General features: G+C 55.7%; 3 protein-coding genes and 1 pseudogene. All 4 read left to right on the forward strand.

What is annotated here, in order from left to right; genetic code table 11:
- Nucleotides 1-107 precede the first annotated feature (107 nt).
- Nucleotides 108-590 (forward strand): SsrA-binding protein SmpB, encoded by a 483-nt coding sequence (smpB, locus tag WN16_RS21585; RefSeq protein WP_003031211.1) that lies wholly within the window; start codon nucleotides 108-110, stop codon nucleotides 588-590.
- A gap of 583 nt (nucleotides 591-1173) precedes the next feature.
- Nucleotides 1174-12375, forward strand: a pseudogene (locus WN16_RS21590) (BapA/Bap/LapF family large adhesin).
- Nucleotides 12376-12475: 100 nt separating this feature from the next.
- Complete coding sequence (locus tag WN16_RS21595) at nucleotides 12476-13885, forward strand: TolC family outer membrane protein (RefSeq protein WP_003845860.1); 1410 nt, start codon at nucleotides 12476-12478, stop codon at nucleotides 13883-13885.
- A complete protein-coding gene (locus WN16_RS21600) occupies nucleotides 13882-16068 on the forward strand; it encodes a type I secretion system permease/ATPase (RefSeq protein WP_044699566.1) in 2187 nt (728 codons plus the stop codon). Before WN16_RS21595 ends, WN16_RS21600 begins: the two co-directional genes overlap by 4 nt.
- Nucleotides 16069-16071: the final 3 nt, after the last annotated feature.

A 16071-nucleotide genomic window follows, 5' to 3' on the forward strand; every position in this document is an offset into this window, starting at 1 on the left:
CGCTAAAAAAAACGCTATAGCCTAACTCGTGCTAAGATAGCGCCTTGCGCCCCGCTGGATGAAATGGGGTGTTTTTCGATTCCAGATTACCTATACTGAGCGGCATTATGACGAAGAAAAAAGCACACAAACCTGGCTCAGCCACAATCGCGCTTAACAAGCGCGCACGACACGAATACTTTATTGAAGAAGAGTTCGAAGCAGGACTCGCTCTGCAAGGTTGGGAAGTCAAATCTCTGCGCGCAGGTAAAGCTAACATCGGCGATAGCTATGTCATCCTTAAAGACGGCGAAGCGTTCCTGTTTGGCGCCAACTTCACGCCAATGGCTGTTGCCTCAACGCATGTGGTATGTGATCCCACCCGTACCCGTAAGCTGTTGTTAAACCAGCGTGAACTCGACTCCCTGTATGGTCGTATGAATCGTGACGGTTATACCGTCGTTGCGCTTTCACTGTACTGGAAAAATGCCTGGTGCAAAGTGAAAATTGGCGTCGCAAAAGGTAAGAAACAGCACGACAAGCGCTCCGATGTGAAAGAACGCGAATGGCAGTTAGATAAAGCGCGTATTATGAAAAATGCTGGTCGCTAAACGCTACTCCTCTGTGACCAGTCTCTCACCCTGAGACTGGTTCTTATTTTTTAGTTATTGAAACCCACCCAATACATTCATCAAATTTATGGTTTATTTGTGCTGAATCGTTCAGGTATGAAATAAACTCCCATGGCATTACCGTAGCGACCTATAGTCTAATAAAATAAAACTTCAAGACCATATTGCCTATATTTAGGCTTATTTTATAACACTATTATTACTGTTGTTTATTATATCTCCCTCATTTCAATTTAAATAAAAAACATTAAAATACAATAAGTTAACCAAAAAACAAATCATTAAATACGCACCGGAAAGTATCCTTTTCAATTAGCCAAATATATTTTTAATATGGATAAGTTGCAGAATACTTTCTTTCTGACTATATCATCTAATACGAAAGAACTATTCTGTCGGCAGGTCCCGAACGTATTTACTAAGTAAACGAGCATCTGCATGACCTAATCAATGTAATTACATGTGTAAATTCATCTTTATGATGAACGGGGCCCCTGTCTGCTCATTTTCCCAGCTCGCTGTTGCGGATTAATACTCCCGACATGCCATCAGGAGTGAACATATGCGTCTACTCGCCGTTGTATCAAAATTAACTGGCGTTTCCACAAATGTTGAATCCTCTGAAGTTACGCTCAGTTCGCCTTCTATCGTGAAACTGTCAGTGTCGCGTGAGGAGGTAAGTCAACTGACACGCGTTAATCAGGATCTGGTTGTCACACTCCGCTCGGGTGAAACCATCACCATTAAAAACTTCTACGTCGGAAAAGGTGATGCGCAAAACCAGCTTGTTCTGGAAGACAGCAATGGCGCGCTGTGGTGGGTTCAGGATACTGATGGAGCGTTCCACTTCCAGCATTTAGACGATCTCACTCCGCTAATGACTGCCGAGGGAAGCCATGAAGGCGGCGCCGTCTGGCCGTGGGTTCTTGGCGGGATCGCGGTTGCTGGCGGAATTGGCCTTGCCGCAGGTGGCGGTGGTGGAGGTGGCGGCGGTGGAAGCGATAACAACGCCGGAAGCGGTAATGGCAACGGCAACGGTAACGGCGATGGTGGTGGCAACGGTAATGGCGATGGCGATGGTGGCGATCCGCCAACGACAACACCTAACGCACCAGATGTGCCGGTTATTACCAGCGTAATCGATGACCAGGAGCTGATTACTGGTCCTGTTAATCAGCAGGAATCCACCAACGATAATACGCCCACTCTCCAGGGCACCGGCCCCGCAAATGCTACATTGCATATTTTTGATAACGGTGTAGAAATCGGCCAGGTCGCTATCGATGCCAACGGCAATTGGTCGTTTACGCCATCCTCTCCGCTCGCAGACGGTACCCACCAGTTTACCGTCAGTGCATCAGACGGTACGGGCAGCAGCGGCATGTCGGACAGTTGGGAGATTATTGTCGATACGCTTGTCCCCGACGCCCCTGTGGTCACAGAAGTAACTGACGATTCCGGTTCCATTAAAGGCTTGATCGGTAATAACGGCGTAACCGACGATGCCACGCCAACACTCACAGGCACTGGCGAAGCCGGTTCTTACATCAGCATTTCTGATAACGGCATTCTGATTGGTATGGTCCAGGTGGATGACAATGGCAACTGGACATTTACACCGGACACACCGCTTAGCGACGGTGTTCACAATCTGACGCTGACGCAAACTGACGATGCGGGTAACGTGAGCGCGGAAACGAGCGTATCTACATTCACCGTCGATACTACCCCGCCTGAAGGCGCGGTCATTTCCTCCGTTAATCCGGAAGGCACCGAGGTAACCGGTAGTGCAGAGGTAGGAAGCCAGGTCATTATCATCGGTAGTAATAATCAGGTTTTGGGTTCAACCACGGTCGGCCAAACCGGCAATTTCGTCATCGCGATTTCACCTTCACAGACGCACGGTGAAGCGCTAATCGCGAAGATTCAGGACCAGGCTGGTAACATCGGGCCAGATACCCCATTCAATGCGACGAACTCGGGCTATCCTGGCGTACCGGTTATCGTCAGCGTGATGGATGACTTCTCCCCATCAACCGGGCCATTGAGCAACAATCAGGCCACCAACGATAATACCCCCACGCTCTCTGGCACTGCCGATGCCAACAGCACGGTGACTATTTACGACAACGGCACAATTATCGACAGCGTACTGGCTGACGGTAACGGTAACTGGACATGGACTTCCAGCTCCCCGTTATCAGATGAGCTACACGCCTTCACCGCCACCGCGACAAACCAGTCAGGTACAGGAGGCATGTCACCAGCGTTCAATATCAACATCGACACCCAGCCACCGTTGCCACCTGATGATCTCAACGTATCTGCGGATGGGACTGTCGTCACCGGAACGACCGAGCCAGGCAATACCGTAGTTATCACCAGCAGTAGCGGAACTCAGATCGGCAGCGGCGTCGCCGGGCCGGATGGCTCATTTACCATCACCATTAACCCACCACAGACCAATGGCGAAACCATTGAAGCCATCGCAACCGATCCGGCAGGAAACCCAAGCCTGCCAGAAACTGCGCTTGCACCAGACATTACCGCGCCACAGCCCCCGACAAACCTGCTAGTTAATGGCACTGGGGACCAGGTCACCGGCAAGGCCGAACCCAACAGTACGATCAATATTCTGGATCCGGATGGCAATATCATTGGAACAGCAACTGCCGATACAAATGGGGATTTCACCGCAACGCTGGTTCCGCCACAAACCAACGGCGAGCCCCTTACGGCAAATGCGACCGACACCGCAGGCAACAAGGGCGACGACGCCTCTGTCAACGCACCGGACACCACCGCACCTGATGCGCCGACAGGCGTCACAGTTGCAGGAAATGGTGGAGCGGTTAGCGGTCACGCCGAAGCCGGAAGTACCGTCATCGTCAAAGACAGCAACGGGGCTCCTATTGGCGTGGGTCAGGCTGACAGCGGCGGCAATTTCACCGTCCAGATCACCCCGTCGAAAATCAACAATGAAACAGTAAACGTCACCGCAACGGACAGCACTGGTAACGAAAGCCTGCCAACTTCGGCTGTTGCCCCGGATCTCACCGCGCCAAACCAACCCGTTATCATTGCCGTTACTGACGACGTCGCCGATATCACAGGCTCCATCAATAACAATGGGTTAACCAACGACGATAAACCGAAAATTGAGGGCAAAGCTGAGGCCGGCTCTCAGGTCAAAATTTACGATAACGGAACTCTGCTTACGACCATTACCGCTGATATCAACGGTAACTGGAACTATACGCCCACCTCAGCATTGGGCCAGGGGGCACATGTATTTACAGTGACGGCAACCGATGCCGCTAATAACACCAGCGCCGCCGCCAGTTGGAAAATCATTGTCGACAGCATCGCCCCCAGCGTACCGGTTATTACGCTTATCTACGATGACGTTGGCAGCATCACCGGCAACGTCGCGAACAACGGATTCACCAACGACAAAACGCCAACAATCTCAGGAACCGGTGAACCCGGTTCGCTGGTGACGCTGTATGATAATGGTCTGCAAATGGCAGTCTTTTTTATCGACAGAACAGGCACCTGGAGCCATAACGTTACAACCGATGAGGCCCTCGCCGAAGGCACTCACCGTTTTACGGTGACCGCAACGGATGCCGCCGGGAACGTCGTCACTTCCCCCAATCCTGTCATTGTGACCGTTGATACCCAGGCACCCGCTGCGCCCGTTATTGTGAGCGCCACGGACGACGTCGGGAATGCACCAACCGATCTGCCCACCGGTAGCCGTTCAAACGATACCCTGCCGCTGCTGAAGGGGACCGGGACCGTCGACTCCACCATCACTATCTATGATGGCGCCACACTTATTGGAACCGCAACGGTCGTGTCCGGGGGCACCTGGAGTTTCCAGGTCACTCAACCGCTGAGTGAAGGTCCACATGCGCTGTCGGCTATCGCAACAGATGCAGCGGGTAACGCCAGCAATGCCGGAAATTTCACTCTGACCATTGATACCACCCCACCAGCGGCTCCGGTGATTATCGCCGGTGAAGGACTCGTGGGCAGCGCCACCGTTGCTCTGGCGAACGGCGGTAGTACGAAAAGTACCGCCCCGGCCCTCTCCGGTACGGGCGAGCCGGGCGCAACCATTACTATTTTTGACAATAACGTCAGTATTGGCACCGCCACCGTTCAACCAAATGGAACCTGGACATTTACCCCAGATCCCGTGCTCATCGAGGGGCCACACAAATTCACCGCCACGGCGACTGACGCTGCAGGTAATACGGGGATCCCATCGGCTAGCTTCACTCTGACGGTAGACAATACGCCTCCCGCGCAGCCTGACGCCCCTATCATTACTGACGATGTGGCTCCGGTAACGGGCGTGGTCACGAATGGCAACACCAATGACACCACGCCAACCTTTAGCGGTACAGGGAACGTTGGGGATTTGATTACCGTTTATCTGAACGGCACTCCCCCTTTGCAGGGAACAGCAACAGTAGGTGCAGACGGAACCTGGAGCTTTACTCCATCAGCACCGGTTTCCCCTGGTACTTACCAGATAACCCTTACCGCAACCGATCCGGCTGGCAACGTTAGCCAGCCGTCGAATGCCATAACACTGAACATCGACACGACGCCGTCTGCACCTCCGGTGATTATCGCCGCCAATGATAACGTCGGTGGCTCGGTAGGCGATCTCTTGCCCAATGCCGTGACCGATGACGCCACGCCAACCATTCGCGGTACTGGCACTGACGGGGATATCATCACCCTGTATAACAGCGGTGTAGTGATCGGTACGGCAACGGTGGCTGGCGGCACCTGGAGTATTACGCCCGGGACTGCGCTGGCAAACGGCAACTACACGCTGACCGCTACCGCAACCGATGCGGCAGGTAACATCAGCGGCAGCTCAAACAGCATTTCGTTTACGGTGAACACCACCCCGCTCACAGCGCCACTCGTGACGAATATCGAAGATAACGTCGGCGTGATTACCGGCTCGCTCACCAGCGGTAGCGTCACGGACGATACCACCCCAACTATTAGCGGGACGGGTACGCCGGGCAGTACGGTGTTAATTTATGACGGTGGCATTCCCATCGCGATAACCACCGTGGGCGCGAATGGCTCCTGGAGCATAGATGTTCCCCTCACGCCCAACATGATTCATACGCTGGCTTTCGGCGCACAAGATGCTGCCGGTAATGTGCTGCCGGCAGGAAATCCTGTCACGTTGATTGTTGATACGCTACCTCCTGCAATGCCTATCGTTACCAGCGTTGATCCGAACGGTACGCTGGTTAGCGGTACAGCCGATGCTGGTAGTACCGTGATTATTCGCAGCGGTAGCACCATTCTCGGCCAGGGGGTGGCAGACGGTTCAGGTATCTTCTCTGTCACCATTTCACCAGCGCAGACGGCGGGTGAATGATTGAACGCGATCGCTCAGGATCCAGCGGGTAACCAAAGCGGAGAAACACCGTTTACCGCCTCAATATCCAGCGTTCCGCACCCGCCAACTCTTGAGATCGTGGATGACGTAGCCCCCGGCATGGGCGAAATCGGCAGCGGAAAAACCACCAACGACACTTTACCGCGGTTGCAAGGAACCGCCACGGCTGGGGCTACAGTGACTATCTATCAAAATGGCGCGTCTATCGCCACGGTCACCGCCGATGCGGTTTCCGGCGCCTGGAGTTATCAGTTGCTCACCCCGCTAACTAACGGCACAACCTATAACTTCGCAGTGTCACAAACCGTCAACTTAATACCCAGCGGGCAGTCACCCAATTATGCCATTACCATCGACACCACCGCGCCGCTGGCACCGCTCATCACCAGCATTATCGATGACGTTTCGCCCGGCAGTGGGCCGCTGGATAAAGGGCAAATGACCAATGACTCACGCCCGACCTTAAACGGAACCGGCGAAGCAGGAGCAACCATCACCCTCTACGATAACGGTATCGCTTATGCCACAACCACGGTAAACAGCAACGGATTCTGGAGCTTTACCCCGACAGACGCGCTGGGAGAAGGCAATCACCTCTTTACCGCTCGCGCAACCGATGCTGCTGGCAACCAAGGCGATGCCTCCGCTGATTTTCTGATCATTGTTGATACTTTAATTCCGAATGCCCCCTCCATTGTCACAGTCACAGACAACGTTGGCACCATTCAAAACCTGACGTCCGGACAGTCAACTAACGATAATACCCCAACGCTCACGGGCGTTACCGAGGCAGATTCAATTGTCACCATCCGTGATGGCAACACAGTGATTGGCACAACCACCAGCGACGCCAGCGGTAACTGGAGCTTTACGCCAGCCCCTGCGCTCAGTGAAGGCAGCCACTCGCTGACAGCCACCGTCACGGATGGTGCGGGCAACATCAGCCCGGCAGCGCCACCGTTCGTCGTAGTTGTCGATACGCTGGCGCCCGCCGCGCCAAGTATTACCTCGGTCATCGACGATCAGCCGGGAAGCACGCTGTTGACCAACGGCCAACTGACCAATGATGCCCAACCAACACTAAGTGGCACGACCGAAGCTAATGCTATTGTCACCATTCGTAGTAACGGAACGATCATTGGCACCGCAAATGCCGATGGCTCCGGTAGCTGGAGCTTCACCCCAACAAACGCGCTGGCGCAGGGGGAAAATATCTTTACGGTGACCGCAACGGATGCGGCGGGCAACACCAGCGGAGCTTCTGCCTCATTCACCGTTTTGGTCGATTCAGTTGCCCCGTCTGCACCAGTAATTCTGACCGTTCAGGACAATACCGCGCCGACAACCGGGCCAATCTCCAACGGGCAAATCAGTAACGAAAGTCGCCCGGCGCTCAGCGGTACGGGTGAAGTTGGCGCGACCATTACTGTCCTGAGCGATGGTCAGCCCATTGGCACCACCATTGTCGGCGCAGGCGGAACCTGGAATTTTACGCCCTCAACGGCATTGGGTAACGGCCTGCATACTCTGACCGTCACGGCGACAGATAGCGCAGGCAATACCAGTCTGCCTTCAGGCGGCTTTACCTACACCGTCGACACACAAGCACCGGCAGCACCAGTGATTACTCAGGTTGCAGATGATGTCGGCCCGCTGACCGGAAATCTGAACAACGGCCAGGCGACAAACGATGCACGCCCTACCCTCAGCGGTACGGCTGAAGCCAATTCCACGGTGAGAATTTACGATAACGGATCGTTTATCGGTTCAATCACAGCGGATAGTACAGGCGCCTGGATTTTCACGCCGGGAACAGCGCTGAGCAACGGCAACCACACGCTGACGGTGACAGCCACCGACGCAGCCGGAAACGTTAGCTCAACGTCCGCTGGATTTAACATCGTTGTTGATACTGTTGCCCCGCTTGCGCCAACGATTATCCAGGCTTTTGATGACGTGGTGCCGGGAACCGGAACGCTGTCGAACGGCGCTTACACCAATGATACTCGCCCCGTACTAAACGGCTCGGCGGAAGCCGGTGCCCGGGTAGCCATCTACGATAATGGCACGCTGCTGGCGACGGTGACAGCGGCAATAGATGGCACCTGGGAATATCTGCCTGCCACACTGGGCAACGGCCAGCATGTCTTTACCGCCATTGCCACGGATGCCGCCGGGAACGTCAGCCCCACCTCAAGCGAATTTATTATCAACGTTGACACAATCGCGCCGTCAGCGCCGCTCCTGACCTCGGTGGTGGATGACGTCGCAGGCGGTGTGTTCAACGCGGGGCTTAGCAACGGGCAACTGACTAACGATGCCCGACCAACGCTCAACGGTACCGCCGAAGCGGGCAGCACCGTCAGCATCTATGACGGCAGCACCCTGCTGGGCACGGCGCTGGTACAAAGTAATAACAGCTGGACGTTTACCCCAACCACGCCGCTGGCGAATGGATCGCACACCTTCACCGTCACCGCTACCGATGCGGCGGGCAACACCAGCGGCGCAACGGCAGGCTTTAGCGTAGTGGTCGACACCACGGCACCAACGCAGCCTTCAATCAGCAGCATTATTGACGATGTTGGGCCAAACACCGGGGTGATTGGCAATAATCAGCCAACCAACGACGCACGCCCAACGTTAAACGGCACCACGGAAGCCAACGCTCGGGTCGATATATATGATAACGGCACCTTTGTAACCAGCGTAACGGCGGACGGCAGCGGCAGCTGGAATTACACGCCACCTACGGCGTTGGGTCAGGGGACGCATTCCTTCACCATCACAGCAACAGACACCGCAGGTAATACCAGCGGGCTATCGTCTGCCTCCGCAATTGTGGTCGATACCGTCGCACCGGGTATTCCAACCGGTCTGGCGGTCAACGCCAACGGCACCACGCTGACCGGCGCTGCCGAAGCGAACAGTACGGTGATCATCACCTCCAGCAGCGGAACCGTACTTGGTACCGCAACAGCCAACACCTCCGGTAATTTCACCTTCACGCTGAGCCCACCGCAAATCAGTGGGCAAACGCTGCTGGTCAGCGCACAGGATGCCGCAGGCAACATCGGCACAGCGGGTAACGTGCTGGCACCGTTTACTGGCGTACCGCCTGCGCCGGTTATTGCCAGCGTATTTGACGACGTGGGCACAATTACAGGTCTGGTCGCGGCAGGTAAAACCACCAATGATACCCGTCCAGCCCTTAGCGGAACGGCGCAGGCTAACGCCATCATCAATCTGTACAACAACGGCGTACCCATGGGTAGTACGACCGCAGATAGTAACGGGCTCTGGAACTTTACCCCATCCGGCGCGCTCAGCGAAGGTAACCACGCGTTTACCGCCACGGCAACAAACGCCAACGGGGTAAGCGGGGTGTCCGGTTCGTTCAGCGTGATTGTGGATACCACGCCGCCGACCGCACCAACGATACTGATCAGCGCCGATGGCGGTACCATCAGCGGCGTCGCCGAAGCGGGAAGCACGGTTACCATCTCTCTGCCCGGCGGCACCAGCGTGACGGCAATCGCCAACAGCAGCGGTGTCTACAGCGTCAACCTGCCGGTTCGCCAGATTGAGGGGCAGTCGCTGTCCGCCACGGCGACCGATGCGGCGGGAAATACCTCATTGCCAACAAGCGCTATCGCGCCGGTATTGCCGCTGCTGGCTGAAGACAATGTCACCAGTCTGCCTCTACAAACCGATGTCACCGTCAGCACCGAGCATCAAAGCGATTATGGTTTCCTGTTGGTCAATGCGCTGGGAAATGTCGCCAACGTGCTGGGGAACGATACAGCAAGCGTCAATTTCAGCATCGCTTCTGGCGGCAGCGGATCCATTACAATCAATGCCGCAGCGACCGGCGTGGTGCTGTCGCTGTTAAACACGCTTGAAGTCGTCATCCAGCGCTTTGACACCGGGCTGAATGCCTGGGTAACGGTGGTGGATACCGGGAAACCAGACTTTGCCAGCCTGCTCACCCTGGGCGCCTCGGGCGTAACGCTCAATTACAGCGGACTGACTGGCGGGGATTACCGCGTGGTCAGCTACAACACCAACCTACTGGCGACAGGGGCATACACCAGCCTGGATGTCTCGGTGGTAAAAGCCAGCGCAGGGACCATCACCGGTGGTACTACCGAGTCTGGCAATATCATCACCGATACCGATCCCGCCAACGGGCAGGATAACGCCCCTTCCGGCACGCTGGTCACCACCATCACTGACGGTAACGGCAACGTGGTGAACATCCCGGTGAGCGGCATTGATGTGCAGGGAAAATACGGCACCCTGCATATCAATCAGAATGGTAGCTACACCTATACTCTGACCAATACGTCAATCTCAGTGTATGGACGTTCCGAAAGCTTTACCTACACGCTAACGCATGGCAGCGATCACTCCTCGGCAAAACTGGTGGTCACGCTGGGTCAGGCCCCAACCACCAGCACGGTAACGGCAGCAGACGATGTGGCTGCGCTGACTTACGGGACGCAGGTCATCGCAGTCGACAACCATCCATCACAACAAACCGGCTTCACGCTCGCCAGCGTTGGTTTGGGACAATTGTTGGATGTTAGCCTGGTCAACGGTTTGACCAACCCGATTAAATTCAACGTTGATGACGGCGCGACGCGAACGATCACGGTTCAGGCCAACGTACTTGGCGTAACGCTGGGCGGCTTTGATCTCTATGTCTACCGCTTCAACGAGTCTATTCAGCAGTATGAGCAGTACCGGGTACAGCCGAACTGGGTCACCGCCCTGCTGGGCGGCAGCTCACCGGCGTATACCATTACACTGCCGGGCGGTGACTATCTGTTCCTGCTTAACGCTTCCGGCGGCCTGACGCTGTTAACCAGCTATACCCTGAATATTCAGGCCGATCACACCTACGCCGTCGACAGCCTGAGTGCAGCAACCAATGGAAATCTGCTGGCCAACGACTCGGCTCCGGCTAATACCGTTATCACCGAAGTTAACGGTGTCACCGTTAACACAACAGGCACTACCACCATTAACGGACAGTACGGCACACTGACTATTGATGCGAAAGGGAACTATACCTACACGCTGAGAAGCGGACTGGGCGCAGACGGTATCAATACGCCGGATAGCTTCGTGTATAAGGTCAAAGCACCAAACGGCGATACCGGTAGCGCGTCGCTGAACATTACGGCAACCCCACAGGCGCTGGATGCCGTAAACGACATCAGCAGCCAGATGGCGGTCACCACCCAGGCCGATACATCCAGGTCGTTTACCGACAACAGCGTTGGGAACGCCAGCTGGAGCGCCCAACTCCTTTCCCCCACCTCACAAAATGGTACTGGCGTCATTGAAGTCGCGACGGGAACGGCGGTGCAAAACGCCATACTGCATTTTAACGTCGCTTCAGGTCTGACGCTGGGCGGACTGACCGTCACCTGGGCGCTGTATGACAGCAACAACGTCAAGATTGCCGGTAACTCATTCAATGGCGGATTGCTGATTGGCGGCAATATTGATATTGCCCTCAGCGGGGTAGTACTGCACCCCGGCAACTATCGCCTCGACTATACCGGCAGCGTCGGGGCTCTGGGGCTGGGGAATATCACCATCACCCCCAGCGTGAAAGGCACGATAATCGACCTGCAAAACTTCGAGACTTCCACAGCGAATAGCGTCACCGGCAATATTTATGACGGAGACCATATTGCCAGCGTGCATACCTTGCTAACGGTGAATGGCACGGGCGGCAGCGCCGCCACGCTGGATCCGCTGAGCAGCACGACCAGCGCCATCATTAACGGGTTGTACGGCAAACTGACCATTGGCATTGATGGTCATTACACCTATGCCCTCAACAGCGATGTCTCGCTCTCCACCATCGTCACCAAAGAGACATTTACCTACACCCTTAACGACCTGAATGGCCATACCGATACCGCTACGCTGACCATCAATATGAATCCGCAAGTGGTGAGTACCGTCGATGCCGATCGCCTGACTGGCAGCGCCTACGGCGATACGCTGATTTATCACCTGCTCAATGCCAACGACGCTACCGGCGGTAACGGAACAGCGGACACCTGGACCAACTTCTCGCTGGCCCAGGGTGACAAAATCGATATCGGTGACCTGCTGGTGGGCTGGAACGGGCAGAACGCGACGCTCGGTAACTACCTCACCGTTACCACCAGCGGTAACAACACGGTTATTGCCATCGACCGTGACGGTACGGGCAACACTTATCACTCAACCAATCTCATCACGCTGGAGAACGTACACACCACGCTCGACGAGCTGGTGCAACAAAATCACATTGTGCCCTGAAGTGAACATATAGCGTTAAAGCGCCATAACTACAGCCCCGGATGCGATGACATCCGGGGCAATAACAGTCGTCGCTGCCGTATTTTGTAAGGGATAATCTATGAGAAATGTCGCGCCTGTTGCCTTACTGCTGGCATTAACGCTCTGTACCCTGCGGGTGAATGCCGAAGATGAACCGCAAATTATTACGCCGGAAGGACTGGCCACTAGCCAGATGCTTCCCTCGCTGGACGGCGCGGTTGCCGATCTGCCGCTAAGTGCCGCCGCTCCCGGTAGCCTGACGCTCAACGACGCGGTGAGTCGTGCCGTGAGCTGGCATCCTTCTATTCGTGAATCCATCGGCAAACTGCTCTCGCAAAACGAGCAAATCGACGTGGCGAAGTCAAAATATTACCCGCAGGTTTCTGCCGGAATGAACAACGGTTACAGCAATACCTACACCGACCACGGTTTTAGCCCGGCGCTGGTGATTTCGGTATCGCAAATGCTGTACGACTTCGGCAAAGTGGCAAGCCAGGTCCGCGCCGAGACCGCCGGAGCCGCGCAACAGCAGGCGAATGTGTTACTCAGTATTGATACCATCGCCCACGCCACCGCCAACGCGATAGTCCAGGTGCAGACGTGGCAGCAAATGGTGGACGCCGCCGAAGAGCAGCTCACCGCCTTAAACGGCATTGGTCGACTGACCCGTCAACGCAATGATGAAGGGGCAACCTCGCTGTCAGACGTGGTGCAAACCGATGCGCGTATTGAGTCTGCTCGTTCTCAGTTGGCGCAATATCAGGCCAATCTCGACAGCAGCAAGGCCACATTGATGAGCTTCCTCGGCTGGAACTCGCTTAACGGCATCAGCAATGAATTCCCGGTCAAACTGGACAGCAGCTGTGATGTAGTCAAACCGGACGATAAACTGGTTCCCGCGGTCCTGGCGGCCTGGGCACAAGCGAATGTAGCGCAGGCAAACCTCGACTACGCTAACGCGCAGATGACGCCCACCATCTCTCTGGAGCCGTCGGTTCAGCACTATCTCAACGACAAATACCCCAGCCATGAGGTACTCGACAAAACCCAGTATTCTGCATGGGTAAAAGTTGAAATGCCGCTGTATCAGGGCGGCGGACTCACCGCCAGACGCAACGCCGCCAGCCATGCGGTAGAATCTGCACAATACTCCATCCAGCGCACCCGACTCGAAGTACGGCAGAAATTACTGGAGTCCCGCAGCCAGGCGATGAGCCTCGCCACCGCCCTGCAGATTCTACGTCGCCAACAGCGGCTGAGCGAACAAACGCGCGAGCTTTATCAACAGCAATATCTGGACCTTGGCTCGCGCCCGCTGCTCGACGTGCTTAACGCCGAGCAAGAGGTGTATCAGGCCCGTTTTGCTGAACTCCAGACTCAAAACCAGCTGCGCCAGCTCCAGTTGAACTGTCTCTATAACACCGGCTCGCTTCGTCAGGCGTTCGCCTTAAATAATCGCAGCATTCAATCGGTGGAGATCAAGCTATGAGCGACCTCGATTCACATGCGGATGATGTAATTGGCGAACACGCCCTGAGCCAGTGGGCGCAGGCGATGACGCATATTGCCAATCACTATCGCGTGGCCTGTTCTCCTGGCGCAATCCAGGCCAACGCCCCATGGTTTGCGGGAAAAAGCCGGGCCACGGCCCTGTCGCAACTGGCGCGTCAGGCGGGACTGTCATTTCATGCGCTGAATACTGCCGCGCAGGCGTTCGGTCAATGGCGCCTGCCGGTGGTGGCGGAACTGCGCGACGGCCAACTGATGGTAATAGAACATTTCAACGGCGAAGATACGTTAGATGTTTTCATCATCGCCGAAGAGGGCCAGCGTAACAGATTAACGATTGCAGAACTTCTGCCGGAGATCGTGAGCATTACCGCGCTGCGCCCGCTGTCGGCGCTGAAGGACAGTCGGGTAGACCGCTATATTTCGCGCTTCAAGCCCGACTGGATGCGCGAACTGGTGTTAAAGGACATCCGCCCTTACCTGCCGGTCATGATTGCCGCCTTTCTGATTAACGTCCTGTCGCTCGCCGGGATTATCTTTTCCATGCAGGTCTATGACCGGGTGATCCCCGCCCAGTCTTATCCAACGCTGTATGTTCTCTCTACCGGTGTTCTGGTGGCGGTGCTGTTTGGCTTTTTGCTGCGCGAAGCGCGTACCCACATAATGGACCTGCTCGGCAAACGCGCCGATATGCGCATTTCCGATCGCGTGTTTAGCCACGCATTGCGGCTGCGCAACAGCGCCGTCCCCCGCTCGACGGGGAGCTTTATTTCTCAACTGCGCGAGCTGGAACAAGTTCGCGAGATGATCACCTCTTCGACCATGTCGACCATTGTCGATCTGCCGTTTTTCTTTCTGTTTATCGTGGTGCTGGCATTTATCGCCCCGCCGCTGGCGTGGATTGCACCCGTCGCGGCCCTGCTGATGATCCTGCCGGGCTTGCTGTTACAGAAGAAGCTGGCGGTGCTCGCCAACCAGGCTGCCCATGAATCCACCCTGCGTAACGCGGTGCTGGTCGAAAGCGTCCAGGGGCTGGAAGACATCAAGCTGATGCAGGCGGAAAACCGCTTTTTACAGCAGTGGAACAGCTATATCCGTATTACCGGAGAGTCAGGGCTACGCACGCGTAAGCTGACTCAAGGGCTGATTGGCTGGGGCATGTCGGTACAAAGCCTGGTCTACGCCGCCATCATTATGTTCGGCGCGCCAATGGTCATTGAAGGCACGATGACCACCGGCGCCGTGGTGGCGGCTTCAATGCTCGGTTCCAGAATGATTGCCCCGATGGCTAATCTGTGCGGCGTGCTGGCCCGCTGGCAACAGGTCAAGGCGGCGAAGATGGGATTAGACAGCATCATGCAGCTTCCCACCGAAACGCAGTACGACGAAGACAGGGTGCATCAGGAGATTTTTCACGGCCATTATCTGTTTGAGAACGCACACTTTCGCTACCACAGTGATGATCAGCGCGTTCCACTACGGATCTCGCGCCTGGAGGTCATGCCCGGCGAACGGGTGGCGATCCTCGGGCGTAACGGCGCCGGGAAATCAACGCTGCTGCAGGCCATGGCGGGTGGTGTGGAGATTATCCAGGGCGATGTCCGGCTCGATAACCTGAGTCTGGTGCAAATTGATATGGCCGATTTACGCCGCAACATCGGTTTTCTCAGCCAGAATGCGCGACTGTTTTTCGGCACCCTACGCGAGAACCTGACCCTCGGCGCACCGCACGCCAGCGACGCGCAGATCTTCGAAGCGCTGGAGGTCAGCGGCGCGGCTGCTTTCGTTAAACAGCTCGCCAAAGGGCTGGCGCATCCCATTATGGAAGGCGGCAACGGTTTGTCCGGTGGACAACGGCAGTCGATCCTGCTGGCTAGAATGCTGCTGCGATCGCCCAATATCGTGCTGCTCGATGAACCCAGCGCCTCGCTGGATGAACATACCGAGCGGGAATTTATTCAGCGCCTCAACCAGTGGTTGGGTAACCGCACATTGATTGTCGCCACCCATCGCGTACCGGTTCTGGAACTGGTCGAGCGCGTGGTGGTGTTGAAAGAAGGTCAACTGGTCATGGATGCCCCGAAAGCGCAGGCGTTGAATGCGAGCCGGGCACCTGCCCCAACTCACGGTCGGGAGTGGAAAAATGAAAACCAATCCGCATGATAC

Origin of the sequence: Citrobacter sp. ABFQG (genome assembly GCF_004322975.1) — a bacterium.
Taxonomy (GTDB): Bacteria; Pseudomonadota; Gammaproteobacteria; order Enterobacterales; family Enterobacteriaceae; genus Citrobacter; species Citrobacter freundii.